Source organism: Campylobacter sp. CNRCH_2014_0184h (genome assembly GCF_025772985.1).
GTDB lineage: Bacteria > Campylobacterota > Campylobacteria > Campylobacterales > Campylobacteraceae > Campylobacter_D.
Window position 1 is genome coordinate 85690 of sequence record NZ_JAKMTB010000005.1, and the last position, 22538, is coordinate 108227.

General features: G+C 29.7%; 21 protein-coding genes and 1 tRNA gene. 6 read left to right on the top strand and 16 right to left on the bottom strand.

The genetic code is table 11. The features are described from left to right. Positions 1-8: 8 nt before the first annotated feature. From pyrF to L8X36_RS06110, 6 genes are read right to left on the bottom strand one after another with little or no spacing between them, the layout of a single operon-like run. Positions 9-692 (bottom strand): orotidine-5'-phosphate decarboxylase, encoded by a 684-nt coding sequence (gene pyrF, locus L8X36_RS06085; protein WP_263668565.1) that lies wholly within the window; start codon positions 690-692, stop codon positions 9-11. Continuing rightward, entirely contained in the window at positions 689-1087 is a 399-nt protein-coding gene (gene nusB / locus L8X36_RS06090) for a transcription antitermination factor NusB (RefSeq protein ID WP_263659333.1), read from the bottom strand. The genes pyrF and nusB overlap by 4 nt, the downstream gene beginning before the upstream one ends. Position 1088: 1 nt before the next feature. Continuing rightward, positions 1089-1559 carry a 6,7-dimethyl-8-ribityllumazine synthase gene (gene ribE / locus L8X36_RS06095; RefSeq protein WP_043019540.1) on the bottom strand — a complete coding sequence of 157 codons (471 nt, stop codon included), beginning with the start codon at positions 1557-1559 and terminating at the stop codon, positions 1089-1091. 12 nt (positions 1560-1571) lie between these two features. Continuing rightward, the gene (kdsA, locus tag L8X36_RS06100) at positions 1572-2375 is read right to left on the bottom strand and encodes a 3-deoxy-8-phosphooctulonate synthase (RefSeq protein WP_263683050.1); all 804 of its coding nucleotides are present in this window, start codon (positions 2373-2375) and stop codon (positions 1572-1574) included. A gap of 21 nt (positions 2376-2396) precedes the next feature. Further along, the gene (locus L8X36_RS06105) at positions 2397-3758 is read right to left on the bottom strand and encodes a uracil-xanthine permease family protein (protein ID WP_263683051.1); all 1362 of its coding nucleotides are present in this window, start codon (positions 3756-3758) and stop codon (positions 2397-2399) included. Further along, positions 3748-4680, bottom strand: coding sequence for a DMT family transporter (locus L8X36_RS06110; RefSeq protein ID WP_263664010.1), 933 nt, complete (start codon positions 4678-4680; stop codon positions 3748-3750). The genes L8X36_RS06105 and L8X36_RS06110 overlap by 11 nt, the downstream gene beginning before the upstream one ends. 99 nt (positions 4681-4779) lie before the next feature. Here L8X36_RS06110 and der point away from each other — a divergent pair, with 99 nt between their 5' ends. The 5 genes from der to L8X36_RS06135 are packed head-to-tail and all read left to right on the top strand — an operon-like array spanning position 4780 to position 11260. Beyond that, entirely contained in the window at positions 4780-6165 is a 1386-nt protein-coding gene (gene der / locus L8X36_RS06115) for a ribosome biogenesis GTPase Der (RefSeq protein ID WP_263683052.1), read from the top strand. Further along, a complete protein-coding gene (locus tag L8X36_RS06120; RefSeq protein WP_263683054.1) occupies positions 6149-6646 on the top strand; it encodes a shikimate kinase in 498 nt (165 codons plus the stop codon). Before der ends, L8X36_RS06120 begins: the two co-directional genes overlap by 17 nt. Continuing rightward, on the top strand, positions 6643-7602 hold the full coding sequence (trpS, locus tag L8X36_RS06125) for a tryptophan--tRNA ligase (protein WP_263683056.1): 960 nt from the start codon (positions 6643-6645) through the stop codon (positions 7600-7602). The genes L8X36_RS06120 and trpS overlap by 4 nt, the downstream gene beginning before the upstream one ends. An 11-nt stretch (positions 7603-7613) precedes the next feature. Further along, positions 7614-8849, top strand: a complete 1236-nt coding sequence (gene serS, locus L8X36_RS06130; protein ID WP_263683057.1) for a serine--tRNA ligase — start codon at positions 7614-7616, stop codon at positions 8847-8849. 8 nt (positions 8850-8857) lie between these two features. Further along, the gene (locus tag L8X36_RS06135; RefSeq protein ID WP_263678842.1) at positions 8858-11260 is read left to right on the top strand and encodes a tetratricopeptide repeat protein; all 2403 of its coding nucleotides are present in this window, start codon (positions 8858-8860) and stop codon (positions 11258-11260) included. Between the two features lie 85 nt (positions 11261-11345). Here the strand turns inward: L8X36_RS06135 and L8X36_RS06140 are convergent. The 7 genes from L8X36_RS06140 to secA all read right to left on the bottom strand — a co-directional run bounded on the left by L8X36_RS06140 (position 11346) and on the right by secA (position 18865). Next, a tRNA-Asn gene (locus L8X36_RS06140) sits at positions 11346-11420 on the bottom strand. Positions 11421-11488: 68 nt separating this feature from the next. Continuing rightward, positions 11489-12397: a radical SAM protein gene (locus L8X36_RS06145; RefSeq protein WP_263683059.1), complete on the bottom strand. Its 909-nt coding sequence runs from the start codon at positions 12395-12397 to the stop codon at positions 11489-11491. Continuing rightward, complete coding sequence (gene hemE, locus L8X36_RS06150; protein WP_263683061.1) at positions 12394-13416, bottom strand: uroporphyrinogen decarboxylase; 1023 nt, start codon at positions 13414-13416, stop codon at positions 12394-12396. The genes L8X36_RS06145 and hemE overlap by 4 nt, the downstream gene beginning before the upstream one ends. Positions 13417-13428: 12 nt before the next feature. Then, positions 13429-13935, bottom strand: a complete 507-nt coding sequence (locus L8X36_RS06155; protein ID WP_012661246.1) for a YqhA family protein — start codon at positions 13933-13935, stop codon at positions 13429-13431. Positions 13936-13946: 11 nt separating this feature from the next. Continuing rightward, positions 13947-14963, bottom strand: a complete 1017-nt coding sequence (locus L8X36_RS06160; RefSeq protein ID WP_263683062.1) for an aspartate-semialdehyde dehydrogenase — start codon at positions 14961-14963, stop codon at positions 13947-13949. Positions 14964-14975: 12 nt separating this feature from the next. Next, positions 14976-16265, bottom strand: coding sequence for a sigma-54-dependent transcriptional regulator (locus tag L8X36_RS06165; RefSeq protein ID WP_263683064.1), 1290 nt, complete (start codon positions 16263-16265; stop codon positions 14976-14978). An 8-nt stretch (positions 16266-16273) separates the two neighbouring features. Next, a complete protein-coding gene (gene secA, locus L8X36_RS06170; protein ID WP_263683066.1) occupies positions 16274-18865 on the bottom strand; it encodes a preprotein translocase subunit SecA in 2592 nt (863 codons plus the stop codon). A gap of 117 nt (positions 18866-18982) precedes the next feature. On the opposite strand from secA, the gene lolA reads away from it, so the two are divergent. Further along, positions 18983-19489, top strand: coding sequence for a LolA-like outer membrane lipoprotein chaperone (gene lolA / locus L8X36_RS06175; protein ID WP_263678831.1), 507 nt, complete (start codon positions 18983-18985; stop codon positions 19487-19489). Here the strand turns inward: lolA and L8X36_RS06180 are convergent, their stop codons facing one another. From L8X36_RS06180 to L8X36_RS06190, 3 genes are read right to left on the bottom strand one after another with little or no spacing between them, the layout of a single operon-like run. Next, positions 19490-20134, bottom strand: a complete 645-nt coding sequence (locus L8X36_RS06180) for a flagellar basal body-associated FliL family protein (RefSeq protein WP_263683068.1) — start codon at positions 20132-20134, stop codon at positions 19490-19492. Between the two features lie 2 nt (positions 20135-20136). Beyond that, positions 20137-21492 carry an ATP-dependent DNA helicase gene (locus L8X36_RS06185; RefSeq protein WP_263683069.1) on the bottom strand — a complete coding sequence of 452 codons (1356 nt, stop codon included), beginning with the start codon at positions 21490-21492 and terminating at the stop codon, positions 20137-20139. Position 21493: 1 nt separating this feature from the next. Further along, positions 21494-22258, bottom strand: coding sequence for a class I SAM-dependent methyltransferase (locus L8X36_RS06190; RefSeq protein WP_263683070.1), 765 nt, complete (start codon positions 22256-22258; stop codon positions 21494-21496). Positions 22259-22538 lie beyond the last annotated feature (280 nt).

Sequence of the window (22538 nt, forward strand, 5' to 3'; positions counted from 1 at the left end):
CTTAAGGCTTATTTTAAATGCTCTAATATATCCTCGCAAATCTTTCTAGGTTCTTTTGCTTTATAAATAGGTCTTCCAACCACAATAAAATCTGACAAATTATCCTTAGCACACTCTATATCAGCTACTCTTTTTTGATCATCTGAATTTTCTTTAAACGGACGAATTCCAGGCGTTAATGTAATAAATTTTGTACTTGTATTTTCTTTTATCAGCAAACTTTCATATACCGAGCAAACCATACCATCAAGACCACTTTCATAACTAATTTTAGAAAAATCTTTAACAGCTTGTTTAATATCTTGTTTATACACACTAAAAAATTCTTGCTCATCAAAGCTAGTTAAAGCAGATACGGCAAGCACTAAAGGTCTTTTGCTTAAAGCATTTAAGCGCTCCATAATCATACACATAGCACTTTTACCTGCACTTGCATGGATATTAAACATATCCACATCAAGTTTAGCAAGTTCTTCACAAGCATCTGCCATAGTATTTGGTATATCATAAAGCTTTAAATCTAAAAATATTTTAAAATTATCCACTTTTTTAATCGCTTCTAAAAGCTTTACTCCATCTCTTAAATACGATCTAAGCCCTATTTTAACCCAAAGATCTAAACCTTTTAATTCCTTGGCTAAATTTATACATTCATCATAGCTTGCCACATCAAAAGCCACACAAAGTTTCATTGCTTTTCCTTGTTGATTTTATCCAACACCCCGTTGATAAATTTAGGAGCATTATCTCCTGCCATTTCTTTTGCAAGCTCTATGGCTTCATTAATAATAATCGCTTTTTGTGTAGAAGTAAATAAAATCTCATAAGCACCCAAACGCAAAATAGCCTTTTCTATACTAGCTACTCCATCTAACTTATGCTCTTTTAAACACTCATTAATTTTCTCATCAAGCAAAGTAAGTTGCTCATTAATTCCATTATACAAATCTAGAGTGAATTTTCTTTGGTCATTGCGAATTTTTTTCTCATCTAAAAATTCATTAATAAAATCTTTATTTTCTTGATTTAGCTGTGCTGCATAAAGCAAAGAAACAATACTTTGTCTTACTTGGTGTCTAGTAGCCATTTTAAGCCTTAATTTTTTGGATTAAATTAAGCATTTCAACCACAGTAAGCATAGCTTCAAAACCTTTATTACCTGCTTTACTACCTGCTCTTTCTATGGCTTGCTCTAAAGTATCAGTTGTTAAAACCCCAAAACTTACAGGCACATTCGCCCCAAGTCCTACACTTGCGATCCCTTTAGTTGTTTCAGCTGCAACATAATCAAAATGTGGTGTACTTCCACGAATTACTGCTCCAACACAACAAATTCCATCAAATTTTTTACTCTCTATAGCTTGTTTTAATGCAAAAGGAATTTCAAAAGCACCGGGTACTAAAATAAGATTTAAATTTTCTTCTTTACCCCCATGTCTTAAAAAAGCATCTTTAGCACCTTCAACTAAACGATCTGTGATAATATGATTAAATCTTGCATTAATAATTGCAATTTTCTCATCACCTTTTAAACTTAAATTTCCCTCTATTATCTTCATATTTTTCCTTTTTTAAATGATTTCTTGAATTTTTAAAAGCGTATTTACGCAGTTTTTAAGTCTTGAAAGATCAAGCATATTTGGTCCATCACATAAAGCCTTACAAGGATCAATGTGTGTTTCAAAGAAAAATCCATCTACACCCACACTAGCAGCAGCTCTTGCTAAGGGCTCTACAAATTCACTTTTGCCTCCACTACTTCCACCATTTGCTCCTGGCATTTGCACACTATGAGTAGCATCAAAAATAACCGGAGCATATTTTCTCATGATAACCAAACTTCTCATATCTACAACTAAATTTCCATAACCAAAACTCGAACCTCTCTCAGCTACAAAAACCCCATTTTCTTTGGCTATTTCAAAACCTTCTTCGTTGATGCCTCTAGTTTGTAAAATTTTAGCTACGCTGTATTTAATGTCTTCAGGGTTTAAAAATTGCCCCTTTTTTACATTTACCTTAGCTTTTGTTTTAGCAGCAGCCACCAATAAATCAGTTTGCCTGCATAAAAAGGCTGGAATTTGTAAAACATCTACAACCTCAACCGCAATACTTGCTTGAGAACTCTCATGAATATCAGTTAAAATTTGCATGCCAAATTTATCTTTCACTTTTTGCAAAATTTCCAAGCCTTTTTCAATGCCTGGCCCTCTAAAACTATTAATACTAGTTCTGTTTGCTTTATCAAAACTTGATTTAAAATAAAAATCAATTCTATCATCTTTTAAAAAGCATTCAAGCTCTTGTGCAACCTTAAAAACAAGCTCTTCATTTTCTATCACACAAGGCCCTGCTATTAGTATCATTTTTTTCATCATTTTTTCCTTGTTTTTTTATTATTTTACTTTATTTTTATTATTTTCTTCAAGAGGAAAAACAAAATTTAAAATAATAGCTGTAATCCCACCTGCTGCAATCCCTGAAGAAAATAAAGTTTTAAACCACATTGGCATAAATTCTAAAATATCAGGATTATTAGAAACTCCAAGTCCTATACCCAAACTCATAGCTATAATGATAATAGAACGACGGTTTAAATTTTCTTTAGAGATAATCCTAACCCCCGTTGCAGCTATAGTACCAAACATCACTAAAGTTGCCCCACCTAAAATAGGCTCTGGAATTTGCAAAGTAATATCAGCCACAATAGGAAATAAGCCCAAAATCATCAACATAAAAGCTACAATAAACCCTACATAGCGACTCGCAACACCTGTTAAAGCTATGACACCATTATTTTGCCCAAAACATGAGTTTGGAAAAGTATTAAAAAAGGCCGAAACAAAAGAATTAAAACCATTTGCCAAAACTCCACCTTTTAATCTTTTTGCATAAAGTTCGCCTTTAACTGGCTGATTTGAAACTTCACTAGTAGCACTAATATCACCAATTGTTTCTAAAGAAGTTACCATAAAAACCAAAATCAAAGGTAAAATGAGATTATAATCAATACTCAAACCATAGTGCAAAGGATCAGGTAAAAACATTAAAGGTAAATTTTCATTAAAATTAAAGCTAAAATTTTCAAAAGTCATAGCCACTAAAAGCCCTATTATCATAGCTATAAACAAAGAAGAAATTCTTATATATGCATTATCAAAGCGATTTAAAATAATAATGCTAAAAATCACAACTCCGGCTAATAATAAATTTTGTAAAGAACCAAACTCACCACTTGCCTTAGCCGCAAATCCACCTCCTGCACTCACAAGACCAACATTAATCAAACTAAGACCTATAATCATCACTACTATACCTGAAACCAAAGGCGAAATCACTCTTCTAATAAAAGGTAAAATTTGAGAAATAATCATTTCAGTGGTAGAACAAAGCATTAAAGTGCCAAAAATAGCCCCAAGCATTGCTTCTTGTGATAAACCATTATTTTTTAAAACAAGCCCACCTAGTATAATAGGCGCAACAAAGTTAAAACTAGTCCCTTGAATAGATAAAAGTCCACTCCCTATAGGACCCCAAGTTTTAATCTGTAAAAGCGAAGCAACACCTGAAGCAAAAAGTGACATGCATATAATTCTAGCTGTATTAGTATCATCTATTCCAAGACCCTTACAAATTAATAAAGCAGGTGTAATCACAGCCACAAACATAGCCATTAAATGCACCAAAGCAGCAAAAAAAGCTTTAGCAAAAGGCGGTTTATCTTCTAAACCATAAATTAAATCTATTTTATTTTCCATTTTTATTTCCTTTTGTTTGATTACTAACCAAAATAATTCCTCCTATAATAATGCTAAAAATTCCTATAAAAACCATCAAACTAGGAAATTCATCTCCTAATAATATGCCCAAAAATAAAGTAAAAACTACATCTATATAACTAACCCCAGCAACAACTCCTGCCTTTTTTGCCACCCCATAAGCTTTGGTAACATGAATTTGATACATTGCTCCAAAAACACCCATTAAAATAATAAAAATCCAAGCTTTAAAACTAGGCATAACAAAAGGAGCAATTAAAAAATCAAGTTCTTTTATTTCATAAAAAGAACCTATAATCATAGACATTAAAGGCATTAAAGTACCAATTAAAACGAAAGATAAAGCTATAAAAGGTGCTGGATATGATTTTCTAAGCTCTCTTACGCTAGTTAGTGCCAAGGCTGCGCAAAAACCACTTAAAATTCCCAAAATACTATTTTTCAAATCAAAGCCTGAATGCATAGTACTATCTGCAAAAGGCTGACAAATTAACAATACTCCTATAAAAGCAATCAAAATCCCAAAACAAGCTTTTAATCCCAAGCTTTCTTTAAAAAATAAAAAAGCAATTAAAGCTATAAAAATCGGTGCTGTTTTTTGAAAAGCAAAAGCCCCACCTAAAGAAATATTAGAAACATTATAAAAGAAAAGATATAAGGCAATCGTTCCTATAACACCTCTAAAAATAAGCAAACCCAAACGACCGCCGCTTTTATGAAAATTTAATTTTGAAAGCGCATAAAGCATAAAAGCTGTGCCTATGATATTTCTAAAAAACATAATTTCAATCGATGATAATTCTTCACTAAGAATTTTTGCACAAGCACCTACAAGTGCAAATTCTATGGAAGCAATAATCATAAAATATATACCTAAATTTTTTTTAACTATTCTTAACATATAAATTCCATATAAAAATTCCCGTTATTTTAGTCTTTTTTGCTTAATTTTAAGGCAATTTTTATATAATCACAAATAAAAATTTAAAAATGAGTATTAATGCAAAGTATTATTTTAATAGGAAAACCAAATGTTGGCAAATCAAGTCTTTTTAATAGACTTGCAAGAAAGCGCATAGCTATCACCAGTGACATAAGTGGGACTACAAGGGATACCAACAAAATAGAAGTGGAAATTGATGGTAAAAAAGCCTTATTGATAGATAGTGGTGGACTTGATGAGAGCAATGAGCTTTTTAAAAATGTCAAAGCAAATTCACTAAAAGCTGCTAAAAATAGTGATATTATCTTTTATATGGTGGATGGAAAATTTCTACCCGATGATGAAGATAAAGCTTTTTTTTATGAAATGAAAAAACTCAACAAACCTATAGCCTTAGTAATTAACAAGGTGGATAATAAAAAGGATGAAGAAAGATCTTGGGAATTTTCTAATTTTGGAGTAAAAGAAGTTTTTAATATCTCTGTTACACATAATATAGGCATTGATGAGCTTTGCATGTGGGCTGGTAAGTTTTTAAATGAAAGTTTTTTAAATGCAGATGAAGAAGAAGACTTTGAAAGCTATTTAGAAAATTTTGATGAAAATAGCGGAGATTTTAAGCTAAAAACTATCAATGAAAACCATATTAAAGTAGGAATTATCGGTAGGGTAAATGTAGGAAAATCAAGTCTTTTAAATGCTTTAGTTAAAGAAGAACGTAGCGTGGTAAGCGATATAGCAGGCACTACGATTGATCCTGTTAATGAAAGCATTATGCATAAAGATAAAATCATTGAGTTTGTAGATACTGCAGGGATTAGAAAACGTGGTAAAATACAAGGCTTAGAGCGTTATGCGCTAAATAGAACTGAATATGCCCTAGCTAATGCTCAAATTGCACTTTTAGTGCTTGATGCAGCTGAGGGTTTTAACGAGCTTGATGAGCGTATTGCAGGACTTGCTGCCAAGCATTGTCTAGGTGTGATTATCGTGCTTAATAAATGGGATAAAAGCGAGCTTGATTTTGATAGAACTTTAAAAGAATTAAAACTAGATCGTTTTAAATTTCTAGCTTATGCACCCGTTGTAAGCGTGTCAGCTTTAAGCGGAAAAAGAGTACATGTACTTTTAGATAAAATCTTAGAAGTTTTTGCCAATTTTACACAAAAAATTCCAACTGCAAAATTAAATGCCTTGGTAGAAGAAGCCACAAGAGCCCACCCACTACCGCATGATTATGGTAAATTAGTAAAAATTTATTATGCGGTTCAATATGACTTAGCGCCTCCAAAAATAGCTCTAATCATGAACAGACCAAAAGCTTTGCATTTTAGCTATAAGCGCTATTTGCAAAATCAAATTAGAAAACAATTTAATTTTGAAGGTGTTCCTTTGATTTTAGCTTCAAGAAAAAAAGGTAGCAAAGATGAGCAAGAAGGATAATCTCCTTTTTGTAGGCTTTATGGGTTGTGGTAAAACAACCATAGCAAGAGCTTATGCTAAAAAATACAATAAAATATTTTTAGATACGGATAGCTTAATCAAAGAAAAATTTAATCTTAAAATTGATGAAATTTTTAAAACATATGGTGAAAAAAAATTCCGTAAAGAAGAGAAAAAACTTGTTTCTTTTTTAACTTGTGTGCAAGATTGTTCTATTGCAAGTGGTGGTGGTTTCATAGAACAAAAAAAACTAAAAGACATTGGGACAATTATATATTTAAAAGCAAGCTTTGATTATCTTTTGCAAAGATTAAGCAAGGAAGAATTAGCCACTAGGCCTTTACTTATAAATATAAATAATGCCAAAATTCTTTTTAATCAAAGGGCAAAAAAATATGAAAAAAAAGCAGATATTATAATTAACATTGAAAACAAAAGTATTAAAGAACTTATCAAAGAGATTAAAAAAGAGGTAAAATGAGAGTTATTACAGGATTGCAACCAAGTGGAGATTTACATATAGGCAATTATTTTGGCTCAATCAAACAAATGCTAAATATGCAAGAAGAAAATCAAATGTATATGTTTATAGCAAATTACCATGCTATGACTTCAAGTTTTGATGGTGAAAAACTCAGACAAAATTCACTCAAAGCTGCAGCAGCTTTTTTGAGTTTAGGGATTGATCCGCAAAAAAGCGTGTTTTGGTTGCAAAGTGATGTAAAAGAAGTAATGGAACTTTATTGGATTCTTTCTCAATTTACCCCAATGGGACTTTTAGAAAGAGCGCATAGCTATAAAGATAAAATCGCCAAAGGTTTAAATGCCAACCATGGACTTTTTTCTTACCCTGTTTTAATGGCTGCAGATATTTTGCTTTTTAATGCTCAAGTAGTTCCTGTAGGCAAAGATCAAATTCAACACGTTGAAATAGCAAGAGACATAGCCTTAAAAGTAAATAATGAATGGGGTGAAATTTTCACTCTACCTCAAGCTAAGGTTAATGATGAAGTTGCGGTAGTACCTGGCACTGATGGAGCCAAAATGAGCAAATCTTATCAAAATACAATCGATATTTTTAATACACCAAAAGCTATTAAAAAACAAATTTCTTCCATTGTTACAGATAGTACAGCTTTAGAAGATCCAAAAGATTGGCAAAATTGCAATATATTTAAAATCGCAAAATTATTTTTAGACAAAACAGAGCAAGAAGCTTTAAAAAGCCGTTATGAAAAAGGTGGCGAAGGTTATGGACATTTCAAAATGTATTTAAATGAAATCATTAGCGAGTATTTTGCCTCAGCCAAGGACGAATATGAAAAATTATTAGCCAATCCTTCAAAAATTGAGGAAATTTTAGAATTTGGAGCAAGTAAAGCAAAAAAACAAGCCCAAGAAACAATGGAAAAAATTTATGCTAAAATAGGACTATAAAAGGAGTTAGAATGTTAGATTTAAAACTTTTACAAAATAATTTCGATGAAATTGCACAAAAATTAAAAGCTAAAAAAGTGGATGAAAATTTACTCAAAGAATTGAGTGATTTATTTATAAATTTAAAAAAAGAAAAAGCACTTTTAGAAGAATTTCAAGCTTTTCAAAACAAATTTAGCAAAGAACTTGCAACAGCACAAGATAAAGAAAGCTTAAAAGCACAACTAAGTCAAAATAAAGAAAAAATTAATACTCAATCAAAAATCGTTAATGAATTAGAAGAAAAACTGGAGCAAATTGCTCTAGCAGTACCAAATACCCCTGATGATTGTGTGCCTTTTGGGGAAGATGAGGATGAGAATGTAGAATTAAAAAAAGTTCTTACCCCACCTAGTTTTGATTTTGAAATTAAAGAACATCATGATTTAGGAGAAAAATTAAATTGGCTTGATTTTACAAGAGGAGTTAAAATCTCGCAAAGTCGCTTTTGTGTACTTAAAAATGAAGGAGCTTTACTAAGTAGAGCCTTAGTAAATTATATGATAGATTTTAATAGAAGTAGAGGTTTTGAGTTAGTTAATGTGCCATTTTTAGTAAATAGTGCGACCATGTATGGTACTGGACAACTTCCTAAATTTAAAGATGATATGTATAAGGTAGAAAATGATGATTTATACCTCATCTCAACTTCTGAAATTCCTGTAACCAATCTTTATTCTAATGAAATTTTAGCTCAAGAAGAATTACCTTTAAAAATGACTTGCTATAGCGCTTGTTTTAGACAAGAAGCAGGAAGTGCAGGTAGAGACACAAGAGGTATTATAAGACAACATCAATTTGAAAAAGTAGAACTTGTTAGTATATGCAAGCCTGATCAAAGCGAGCTAATGTTTGAAGAAATGCTAAATTGTGCTAGTGATTTGCTAAGCTCTTTAGGTCTAGCACACAGACATTTGATGCTTTGTACTGGAGATTTAGGTTTTTCAGCTGCAAAAACAGTGGATTTAGAAGTTTGGCTTCCATCTCAAAATAAATACCGTGAAATTAGCTCTGTATCTAATTGTAAAGATTTTCAAGCAAGACGTGCAAAAATTCGCTTTAAAAACGATAAAGGCAAAAACGAATTAGTGCATACACTTAATGGCTCTTCGCTAGCTGTTGGAAGAACCCTGGTAGCTATTATGGAAAACTATCAAGAAAAAGATGGAAATATAAGAATTCCTGATGTATTAAGAAAATACTTTTAAGAGAAAACATGGCCGAAGAAGTAACACTTAAAGAACAAGACAACCAAGAAAAAGCTTTCTCTGAGTTAGATGAAAATCCAGGAGTAGAAGAACAAGCTATCCCTCCTGGCATGATACCTCCTGAATTAGAGGAGGAAGAAAGTACCTTTCAAAGAGTGGAAGAAGAACCTCAAGCACCACAACCTGAAGAGAAAAAAAAGCTTTTTGATAAAAAATTTATTATTTTAATTTCTGCACTTGGAGCTCTTGCTCTAATATTGCTTGTAGTTTTAATTTTACTCATAGTTTTCAAAGAAGATAAACAAGCTATTTTAAATACTCAAGTCTTAGATGATAATACTAGCTCAAGCATCACTAAAGTAAAACAATCAGCATTAGATCTTGTAGTGCAAAAAGCAAATTTATTATATGAAAAAGGTGATGTAGAAAGCGCTTTAGAACTTTACAATAACATTAACATTTTTAATCAATCCCTATCTAGTTATAATCTTGGCGTAGCTCAAATGAAACAAAAAGATTATGCTAGCGCAATTGAAAATTTCAAGCAATCTTTGGAATTAGAAGAACACAAGGTGGCTGCTGCCATAAACACTGCTGTGTGCTATTTTAATCTTGGTAATAAAGAAAAATTTAATTACTATCTTGACTTAGCAAGAGTGCATTTACCACAAGATTCCAAATCATCTTTGTATGATTATTATCTAGGTTTAATTAATTATTATCAAGGATTTTACCCTGAAGCTTTGCAAATGTTTATGCGCTCAAACAACATCAATGGTTATCAAGGTGAATCTTATTATCTTGGAGCAAAAGTTTATGCTCTATTAAAATCAGAAAAAAACGCCATTGATTTTTTACAAAAACAAGAAGATTATGAAGCAAGTTTGCCCTTAGGCTTATTATATGCAAAATCAGGAGACTATCAAAAAGCTAAAGAATATCTTGAAAAAGCCTCAAAGATAGGAGAACATGAAGCTAGAAGTAAGGTTGCTTTAGCCTTAGTTGAATTAAAAACCGGTCAATTTGAAAGTGGTGCGCAAATTTTAAAAGCTCTTTACATCAAAGATAAAGATATAGGTTCAAAATACTATAATATCAAAACAAGATTAAAAAGAAATTTTTCAAATATTGATATTGCCCAACAAAATTTTGCCAAGAGATTGATTACTGGAAAACAACAAATATATGATTTACTGTTTTACTTTTCACCATATCGTGTTTTTGATGTTAAACAAAGCATGGAGCTTATCACAAAGGCTGATTTGGGAAATTTTATACAAGGATATGAGTACGAAAATGAATTACTTGTTAAAAGTAAGGCTTTGTCAGGGGTTAATATAGAATTATCTCATGCTATTAACTTAGCTTTTAATTTTCATCTAAGAGAAGCTAATCAAGAATTTAAAAACTTAAGTGAAATTTATCATGCTCATGATGTAATTCATTATAATCTTGCCCTAACTTACGCACAATTACAAGATTATAACAATGCTTACAAGCACTTTTCAACCGCATATCATTTAAATCCTAAAAATTATATTGCAGGAATTTTTGGCATATATTGTATGGATCTAGCAAAGAAAGATTATACAAAACTTGCTAATGAACTTTTAGAAAATCTCCAAGCAGATAATACCATTGATCAAAACAACAATATATATAAATATTTACTATATTTAGCTAAAAATGACTTTACTGCTACTATTCCTTACCTAGATAATCTTTCAAATACTAATAACACACCTTTGGAGTTAATATTTGCTATTATAGCTGCAAATGGCAATAATCTTGAAACCCTAAGAAACCAAAAAATAAAAGAATTAAAAGATTTATTAAGTGAGGATATTATTAGCAATATTTTATATTTTAACTCCAAAAATATGAATTTAAATATCAAAGAATACGCCAAACAAGCTCAAATGTATTTTTTAAATACCAAACTTGATTATAATTCTTTATTTGGAGGAGCTGGGATAGTTAAAGATAGCTATGTAACGCTTATGCAAATAACAGGCTTGCTTAATCATGTTAGAAATGATATTAAAAAAAGACTAGCCATGAGTAATAAAAATTCCATTGGATTAATCTTTGCTCTAGCTTATGTAGATATATTTGCAAAAGAATACCAAGAAGCATATACACTTTATAATATTTTAATAGATGATTACAAAATTAAAGATGCTCAAACTTTATTTTTAGCCGCAGTTGCAGCAATAGGTTCAAATAATCCAAACTCAGCCATTGCTTTACTTGAACTTGCAAGATTAGAAAACGAAGAAACCTTAGAAGCAAGACTTGCTTTAGGACTTTTATACCATGAAGTGCAAAACCTAGAACCTGCTATGTTTCAGTATGAAAAAGTAGGCAATAACTTCGAAAGCAAATTCTTTACTTTTGATATCAAAAACTAGTATTTTCGTTACGAAAATACTAGTTATATAAAATCATATAATTTACTTAACACTTATAAAATCAGGATTATAATTTAAAAAGAAGTGGCTCCGGATGTAGGATTCGAACCTACGACCAATCGGTTAACAGCCGACTACTCTACCGCTGAGCTAATCCGGAACATCAATAAACAAGAAATGGTATTATATAAGAAAAAAATACTCTTGTCAAGAGTTTTTCGTAAAAAATTATATTTTTTTATAAAATTTCACTCCAGCTAGATTTTTTACAATAATTTTTTGCTCCTTAAGTAGCTTTTCTAATATATCTTTGCTATATTGACTAAATTTATTTTCAACATCAAATTCACTTTGAGCTCTAAGTTGCAACATTTTTAAAAGCTCTTGAGTATTAAAATCAATTTTTTCACCTTTATAATAATGCTTAGCAAGCACAACAGGGGCGCTATTAATATACATACTTAATTCTTCTAATTTTTCCATAGATACACCTTTAACAGGATAAGCTGGAGGTCTATCAATAGTGCTAAAATCTACTCTTAATGGCTTTATTTTATCAAATACCTCATTTAAAGCTAACATTTCTTCTTTATTGTCATTTAAACCTTGTACAACTAAAACTTCCATAACAAGCTCACCTAGAAATTTTTCCCTAAAAGTAATCATTTTATCAATCATTGCTTCAAGTTTAATTTGTTTTAGAGCTTTATCTATTCTATAAAATGTTTTTTCTTTAGCACTATCAAGACTAAATTTAACTACATCAATATCCAATAAAGCATTGAATGCATTTGGATTTAACACACCACTACCATTACTTAAAATCAAAAGTTTTTTATCTTGTTTTATTTTATTTAACTCGCAAACTAATTCTTTTAAATAAGGATGCAGACTAGGTTCACCATTTGCAGTTAATGTAAGAAAATCAAATTTCACATCGCTAGCTAAAGATTGCTTTACCTGTTCTAAGATATCTTGAATTTTTGGATATACTAAAGATTTTTCCACAGGTTTTGCAGCTTGCAACTCACAATATACACAATCGAAATTGCACTGCTTTTGATTTGGACTTAAATCAATCCCTAAAGAAAGCCCAAATCTTCTCGAGCTTATGGGGCCAAAGGTAATTTTGTTCACTTTTTAGATTTCTCTTGAACTAGCTTGATAAAATATTTAGCATTTTCAACAGGAATATCAGGCAAAATACCATGTCCAAGGTTAAAAATATGTGCACTATCTTGCATAATATTCAAAATTTTATCCACTCCTACTTCAATCGCATTTTTATCATACAATCTACAAGGCTCCATATTACCCTGTAAAGTATACTTAGCGCCTAATTTTTCTTTTGCCAATTCTAAAGGCGTACTCCAATCTACACCAAAAACATCAAAATTTCCATTTATACCATCCAAAAATCCACTAACACCTTTAGGAAATAAAATCACGGGAATGTGTGGATATTTTTCTTTGATAAAATCAGCAATTTCAAGCATGTATTTAAAAGAAAATTCAAAAAACATCTCTTTTTCTAAAGCACTTGCCCAACTATCAAATATCTGTATAGCATTAGCTCCTGCTTTAATTTGTTCTTGAATATAATGCTTTAAAGCTAAAGTAAGTTTAGATAAAATTTGATGTAAAAATTCAGGATTTTGATAAACTAATTTTTTACATTTTGCATAATTTTTACTACCACCACCCTCTATCATATAAGTAACAATAGTCCAAGGACTTCCACAAAAACCAATCAAAGCTTTATCATGCGCAAGTTTTTCTCTAGTAAGCGCTAGTGCATCATAAACATAAGAAAGATTTTTAATACTTTTTTCAACATCTAATCTCTCCAAATCTTCCTTAGTTTTAATGGGATTTGAAAATACCGGCCCTTCGCCTTTTTCAAATTTTAAATCCATACCCATTTCTAAAGGCACTACTAAAATATCTGAAAAAATAATAGCTGCATCAACGCCCAAAATATCCACAGGTTGCAAAGTAACTTCACTTGCTTTTTTATAGTCCTTGCAAAGTGATAAAAAATCCCCAGCACTTGCTCTAACTTCCATGTACTCAGGTAGATATCTTCCTGCTTGACGCATCATCCAAACCGGAGTATAAGGAATTGATTTTTTAAAACACGCATCAATAAAAATCATTTTTATTCCTTATTAATGATCACTTTTATGCAAGAAATAAAGTCCCACACAAAGAGCCAAAATAGAACCTGCTAAATAAGTCATATCCAAAACTGTATTAAGTTGCATTTGTAAAATTCTTTGAAAAAAATTTACAACTAAAACCATTATGATCACTTTTGCAAGCTTATCTTTTAGCTGATCTAAACTATGCACTTCTAAAACTTTTGACTGCTTTGTTTGTTTAAAATCCTCTATTTCGCTAATAAAAAGCTCATAAATTCCAAAAGAAAAAATAAATAAAACCAAAGCCATCAAATATAAATCCACAGCTCCTATAATCAAACCAACAATATCTTCATGCAAATCTACCGTAGAATTTGGCAACATAAAGTATTCAAATACATATTTTAAAACTTTAATCACATCATAACTTGCGATAAAAAATAAAACAAAAGCCCCTATTAAACCAAAAATCACAGGTAAAATAGTAACCAAACGACTTTTAACTAATAAATTCTCAAAAAATCTTTCTAGCATTTTTCTCCTTTTTAAACCAATTCTAGCCATTTTTGCGCAATACGCACTGCATTTGTAGCAGCTCCTACACGAATTTGATCAGCCACGCACCATAAATGTAAAATGTTTTTGTGATTAATATCACGTCTAATTCTTCCTACATAAGTTTCGTTAGTGTCACTTGTAAAAAGTGGCATAGGATATTTTTTATTTTCTACATCATCAATCACAACAACACTTGGTGCTTTAGAAAGTATCTCTCTAACTTTAGCAACATCAACATCTTTTTCAAAATGCATAGTAATAGCTTCACTATGGCTTCTAAGCACAGGAACTCTTACGCAAGTTGCTGAAATTTCAAGTTTTTTATGCAATATTTTTTGCGTTTCATTTACCATTTTTAATTCTTCTTTGGTGTAGCCATTGTCGCTAAAAACATCAATTTGAGGAATCAAATTTAAAGCCAAAGTATATGGAAAAGTTTTTGCTTCAAATTTATCTAGTTTAAAAGCAAAAAAACTTTGCATTCCTTGAACTAGTTCTTCCATACCTTCTTTACCTGCGCCACTTGCTGCTTGATAAGTACTTACATCTACTCTTTTTAGATTAAATGCATCATCAAGTGGTTTTAAAACATGTACCATTTGTATGGTAGAGCAATTTGGATTAGCAATAACCCCTGTTTTTTCCCAATCTTTAATATCTTCACTATTGCACTCAGGAACCACCAAAGGAACATTCTCATCCATTCTAAAATGGCTCGTATTATCAATCACCACAGCACCACATTCTACTGCGTATTTTGCATACTCAGCACTTATATTTCCTCCAGCACTAAAAAAAGCAATATCTACAGGATTTTCTTTAAAAACACTTGGAGTTAATTCTTTTACTTTATAGCTTTTACCTCTAAATTCTACTTCACTACCTGCACTTTTTACACTTGCTAATGGCAAAATACTTTCAACTGGAAAATCAAGCTCATCTAAGACATTTAAAAGTTCTTCACCAACTGCTCCTGTTGCACCTACAATAGCTATTTTTTTCATTGTCCGTCCTTTTTAAGTAATATTGTATTTTTTCATTTTTTCGCTAAAAATTTTCTCACTCATCCCTATAAGCTTAGCTGCTTCTGTAATATCTTGCGAATTTTTTAAAGCTTCTAAAATCAATTCTTTTTCAAGATTTTTAATATCTTTACTTTTTCTACTTTCTAAAAATAAATCTTGAGCACTAATCTTATCATTTTCACTTAAAATACAAGCTCTTTGTATAATAGAAATCAATTCTCTAATATTACCTGGAAAATCATAAGCTAATAAAGCATCTTGTGCTTCTTGGCTTAAAGTTTTCTCATTAAAATCATATTCTTTACACGTATCAAGTAATACCTTTTGCGCAATTTGCAAAATTTCTTCTTGACGCTCTCTTAGCGGTGGTATATTAATAGGAATAGTATTAAGTCTATAATATAAATCTTGTCTAAATTCATTATCTGCAATCTTTTTTTCTATATGAGCATTAGTTGCACTGATAATTCTTACATCAATCTTTATACTTTTAGTACTCCCTAATCTTGTAATTTCTTTTTCTTGTAAAGCTCTTAATAATTTTGCTTGAATTTCATAAGGCATTTCACCTATTTCATCTAAAAACAAAGTGCCTTCATTAGCGAGCTCAAACAACCCTATTTTAGTAGTATTAGCATCAGTAAACGCACCTTTTTCAAAACCAAAAAGCTCACTTTCTATCAAATTTGATGGAATTGCTGCCATATTAATAGCCACAAAAGGTTTTTGTGCTCTTTTTGAATTTTTATGCACAAAATTTGCAAAAACTTCTTTACCTACCCCACTTTCTCCAAAAAAAAGCACACTTGCATCTGTCTTAGCAGCTTTTAAAGCCAAATTTAGACAATTTTCCAAAGCCTTAGAAGTACCATAAAAATCTTGATTTTCTTCTTTTTTAGTAGTCTTTTTATTTGTTTTTTTAGAAGTCTTTTCTTGAATTATTTTTGCGCGTTTTATTGCGGTAACTAAAGTATTAATATCAAATGGTTTTACTAGAAAATCTTTTACTCCAAGCCTTACTGCCTCTATAGCGCGATTTAGCGTTGCATTACCTGTGATAATGATAAAATCATATTTATTCTCACAAGCTTGTACAAATTCAATACCATCCATACCCGGCATATTAATATCTGTAATAATTAAATCAACATCATCATTTAATTTTTTTAGCGCTTCAGTTGCTGATTTATAGGATTTTATAGTAAATTCTTCATACTCACCCAAAGCTATTTCGAGTGATTTTCTCATATTTATATCATCTTCAACTATAACTAAATTCATCTCAAACCTTAAGCTAAAATACCTTTTTTAGGACCACTTTTACCATGACATTCTTTATATTTTTTGCCACTACCACAAGGACAAGGTGAATTTCTAGGTACTTTAGTAATTTGTGCTTCACCGTTTTCATTAACACCACTTTCTGTAGTATTTGATAAAAACTGCTCATTTTGTTCATGGCTTTTTTCTTCAAAATTTTGTGCTTCTTTTTGAGTAAAAACTACATTAAATAACAATTTTAAACTATCAAATTTAATACGCTCAACAAGCTCCATGAAAAGATTATAACTTTCTTTTTTATACTCCACTAAAGGATCTTTTTGGTTATAACTTCTTAAACCTATACCAGTTTTTAAAATATCCATTTGGTATAAATGCTCTCTCCATAGATTATCTAAAATTTGAAGATATAAAATTCTTTCAATTCTTCTAGCTTCCTTATCTTCAATAATACTCATTTTGTCTTTATAAGCTTTTTCTAAAATTTCACTTAATTTGTTTTCTACTTCAATCACACCTAAATCTTTAAAATCAGCTTCGTTTAGCTCAAGGTTACACTCATAACTTACTTTTTGCTTTAAGCTTTCAAAATGCTTAACATCATCTTCAAGCTCTGCATTTAGATAAATTTGACTTACCAAATGATTGCTATATTCAACAATATTTTTTAAAATTTTATCTTGCAAATCAAATTCTTCATCTAGTAATTCATTTCTATAATTATAGATAGTCTTTCTTTGCTCATTAGCCACATCATCATATTCAAGCAAATGTTTTCTACTTTCAAAATGTAAACTTTCAACTTTTTTTTGAGCATTTTCTACAGCTCTTGTAACAATGCGACTTTCTATATGCTCACCCTCTTCTATACCCAATCTTTCCATGATATTTTTAATGCGATCACCGCCAAAAATTCTCAAAAGATTATCCTCTAAACTTAAATAAAATCTACTTACACCAGGATCACCTTGACGCCCTGCACGACCACGAAGTTGATTATCTATTCTTCTACTTTCATGGCGCTCAGTTCCTATAATATAAAGCCCTCCTAAAGCTCTTATTTCATCATCTATTTTTATATCAACGCCACGACCTGCCATATTAGTAGCTATGGTTACTGCACCTTTTTTACCCGCATCTTGGATAATCAAAGCTTCTTGCTCGTGATTTTTAGCATTAAGCACATGATGAGGAATGCGTTCTTTTACAAGCATATTATGAAATACTTCACTTCTTTCAATACTTGCAGTTCCCACTAAAACTGGCTGACCCTTTGCATTTGCTTTTTTTATCTCTTCAATAACTGCTTTAAATTTTTCTTCTTGAGTTTTATAAATCAAATCATCTTTATCTATTCTTGCAACCGGTATATTTGTAGGTATAGAAACTACATCTAAATTATATATTTGAGAAAATTCTGTTGCCTCAGTTTGTGCAGTACCTGTCATGCCTGCTAACTTTTTATACATTCTAAAATAATTTTGGAAAGTAATATCTGCTAAAGTTTGACTTTCTTCCTGAATTTTTACCCCTTCTTTAGCCTCTAATGCTTGGTGTAAACCATCACTAAAGCGTCTTCCTTCACTTAGCCTTCCTGTAAATTCATCAACAATTACAACTTCTTTATCTCTTAATACATAATGTACATCTTTTTCGAATAAATTATGTGCTTTTAAAGCCTGATCAAGCTGATGAGCTAATATTGCATTATCTAAACTATATAAATTTTCTACTCCAAATAATTTTTCTGCCTTAGAAATTCCAGCCTCTGTAATCATAATAGTTCTATTTTTCTCATCAACAACAAAATCACCACTTGGTAATTCTTGAGGAGTAGCAGCTGCTTGGCCTTTTTGCATTTGTTTTGCTACTTCATTTGCTTTAATATAACCATCTAAAGTTCTATTTGTAGGCCCACTTATAATAAGTGGAGTTCTTGCTTCATCTATTAAAATACTATCTACTTCATCAACTATAACAAAATTATGTTCTCTTTGCACTTTTTCAAGTTTTGAAAATTTCATATTATCACGCAAATAATCAAAGCCAAATTCATTATTTGTACCATAAGTTATATCACACTCATAAGCTTTTTTATGTGCTTCATCGCTATTTTGCTCTGAAAGTATCACCCCCACACTAAAACCTAAAAAATTATAAATGGCACTCATTTGCTCTGCATCTCTTTTGGCTAAATAATCATTTACAGTAACCACATGCACGCCCTTACCGCTCATAGCATTTAATACAACAGGCAAAGTCGCAACCAAGGTTTTACCTTCCCCAGTTTTCATTTCAGCGATTTTTCCCTCATGCAAAACCATGCCACCGATTAATTGCACATCAAAATGACGCATATTAAGCGTCCTTTTTCCTACTTCTCTAACTATTGCAAAAACATCATTTAGTATTTGGTCTAAAGTTTTTTCTTCTTTTTGAATTTGTGTTTTAAAATCTATAAAATTTTGTTTTAATTCATCATCGCTTAAATTTTGGTATTTTGACTCTAAAGCATTAATTTGTGCAACTCTCTTTAAATATTTTTTTACTTCTCGATCATTTTTTGTGCCAAATATTGCTTTAAATACACTAGAAAACATTTTTTTACCTTTAATTACAAAAATATATGCTAAATTATACCTTGATTTTAATTAGAACTATATAAAATTTTATTTGCATAAATTTTATATAATTTGTAAAATTTTTAAAGGATAATTATGAAATATTTTGTATTTTTAATGATATTTGCTTGTAATATTTTTGCTTTTGATATAAATTTTAAAAATTTTAGCAGTGATTTTGAACAAAAAGTACAAAGTAATAATTCTTCGCTAAATTACAAAGGAAATTTTATCATCACTCAAAATAAAGCCTTTTGGAATTATACTAAGCCGAATAAAAAGCAAATTTATATCAACAACAAAGAAGTTGTTATCATAGAACCTGAATTAGAACAAGCCATTTATACTCAATTACAAAATTTACCAAATCTTCAAGCAATTTTTAAAAATGCAAAATCAATATCTCACGAAAGCTATGAAGCAAAATACGAAAATATCATATATAATATCAAACTAGAAAACGGTAGCCTTAACAGTATTTCTTATAAAGATGAATTAGGAAATTTAGTCAGTCTTTATTTTTACAACCAAAAATTTGATCAAAATATCAACGATAATATTTTTATACCAAAAATTCCAAGCCATTTTGATATAATCCATTAATCAAAATGGTATCTCTTTAAACAAATCTTGTTCTTTGCTTGGTGCTAACATTTGCATTTGAGCATTTTCCATAGTTTTTAAAATCATATCCATAGCTTCTTTGCTTGTATTAACATCTTGATTAAAACTTATATTACTATCTTTAATACTGTTTGTTTGAGTAGCATTTATGTCTTTTGGCTGGGTATTATTTTGATCTGAAGTTTTAGCAACTTTAAGAATATTTTGAATTTCTTCTTGCTTAGCAGTTTCTTTTAAACCTTCTTCATTTTTTTCTAAATCTTTTACAAAACGCTTCAGTTCTTCTATATCAAATTGAGCCACTGAGTTAATTTTTAAAATATAAATGTTTTTTATTTGGGTTTTGTATTTTTTATTGCTAAATTTAAGCAAAGTTTCTTTGAAGTTGTTTTTGCCCACTTCTGTAAACAAATCTTCATAAAAATAACTAGATACAATAGTATTTAATGCGTCTGTAATTTTCTTTTGTTCTAAATTTTCTCCCTCAAATTCTAAAGTCATTTCAATCTTTTTTAAAGTATTATTTCCAGCTTTTGAATACAAATCCGTTCTAAAATCTTCTATACTCAAAGAATTAGCATAAATACTACAAAAAGAAAAAAATAAAATTACTACCCATCTCATAATCACTCCCTATCTTCTTCTAAATTTATAAACTTTTCTTGCAGATAAAATCGCTTTACCTCTTTATCAAATTTTAAAATTTTTAAAAAATAATCCTCAAAAGGCATTTTATAATTATATATTATTTTTAAATTACTTGGATTAATGGCTCTTGATAAACATACATATAATTGTCCTTTTTCAAAAATTCCATCAATATCACATATTAATTTATCTATACTCATGCCTTGAGATTTATGGATTGTTATAGCATAAGCTAATTTTATAGGAAACTGAACAAATTTAGCTTTTATCTTAACTTCTAGTTTTTCATCTTTATCTAACTCATACTCTTCTAAGGTATATTCATATGGTTTTAATTTCAATCTTTCACCATTATTTTTTTCTATCAGAATATATTCTTGCTCTTTATCTTTTATAAAATCTAAAACAACACCTTGCTCCCCATTGTAATAATTTTCTTCTTTATTATTCACACAAAAAATAATCTTAGCACCTATTTTTAATTTTAACTCACTCAAAGAATTAAGTCCATTAATCCACTGCTCGTAAGTTTTATCATCTAAAGTACAATCTAGTTTTTCAGCTTTTGCTTTAAATATACTTTCTTTACCTTGTAAAAGATTTAATTTTTCAGTATTAATACGATTAGTCTTTTTATTGGTAGCGCATAATAAAGTATACTCATCCATATACTCAAGTAATTTTTTTGAACTAATTAACATTTTTTTAAAGAAATTCAATATTTCTTTATTTGCTTCACCCATTCTAAGAAAAAACAAATATTCGTAAAATTGTTTATCTAAAGTTCTTTTTGTAATACTAAGTTTTAAATTAATAAATTTAAGATCATTCCAAGCTTGCGAAGAAAAAGCATATAAAGTATTTTGAAATAAAGTACTTTGAATTTGATTTTCTTTATGCTTAACCACGGGTGGAAGTTGAAAAAAATCTCCAACTAATAAAATTTTACCATTAAAACCACTTCTTGATAATCTATAATAAATCATTTCCATCAACGAAGCACTTACCATAGAGATTTCATCAATAACCAATAAATCACATTGTTTTAAAATTCTCTTTAATTTTTCTAGTTTATCTTTTTGCTTTCTATCTTCATAATATAACTCATCATAATTTTGACATCTTTTAAAAGCAAAAAAACTATGTAAAGTAACCCCACCTATATTAAAAGCACTAAGAGCGGTAGAACCCAATACAATAACAATTTTTCCTTGAACTCTATAAGATTTTATAAGCTCCATAGTTAAAAAAGACTTACCAACACCTGCACCACCACTTAAAAATACATTATTATTTTTTAAAAAAAATCTTAATTTATCTACAACTAAGTTCAAGCTACTCTTTCATGCAAGATATTATCAACATCATTGGCCTATGCCATTCTTTTTTAAATTCATTTTTGAATTCAGGAAAAAGATTAATAATTTTATTAGAAGGCTTTGGCTCAATAATATTGGTTATTTTAAAATTATTTTGTAATAAGGGAGAAATATAACTTGTTAAGGTACGGTGGTATTTAATCACACCCTCACCTAAAAAATTATATTTATTTTTATTTTCATAAAAATAATTTTTAATAGGAAAATATTGAATATCCCCATTATTATCATATATAAAATCTTGAGAAATATTTGCGGTAAAAACAGGATGCTCAACACTAAAAACCAAACTACCATTTTTATTAAGAAGATTTGAAATATTAAAAATTAATTTTTCATAATCCTTTATATAATGAAAAACTAAAGAACTAATAACTATATCAAATTTCATATTTTGTAAGTCAGTGATTTTATCTATTTCTTCACAAGAACCTCTATAAAAGGATATTTTATTTTTATATTTACTTGTTTTAGTCTTAGCTTTATCTAACATTTTTAAAGATAAATCAATAGCAAAAACTTTTTTAGCCCCATTTTCTAAAGCATAAATACTATGCCATCCATATCCACAACCTAAGTCTAATATAACTTTATCTTTTAAACTTGGTAAACATGTTTTAAAATCTTCCCATTCACCAGCACCATCCAATCCTACTTTAGATCTTAGCATTAAGGCATATTTATCAAAAAAAATATTATCATCATACTTATTATCTAACATCATACATCCTTATAATAGTTTTATTATATCAAAACTTTTCATTTTAATCTCATCAAAACCCCAAACCTTCTAATTTTTAATAAATACCCTATCCAATCTAATCAATACAAATTAATTAAAAATTTTCACAATATAACTAAATAGCATATAAAACTAAAATTTATAAACTAATAAAAAAATAAATAATTAAAAACTAGAAATTAAAAATTCACCTACAGTCAATAACCAAGCTGACTAAACCACTAAATAAAAACAATAAAAAATCAAATAATATCACCAA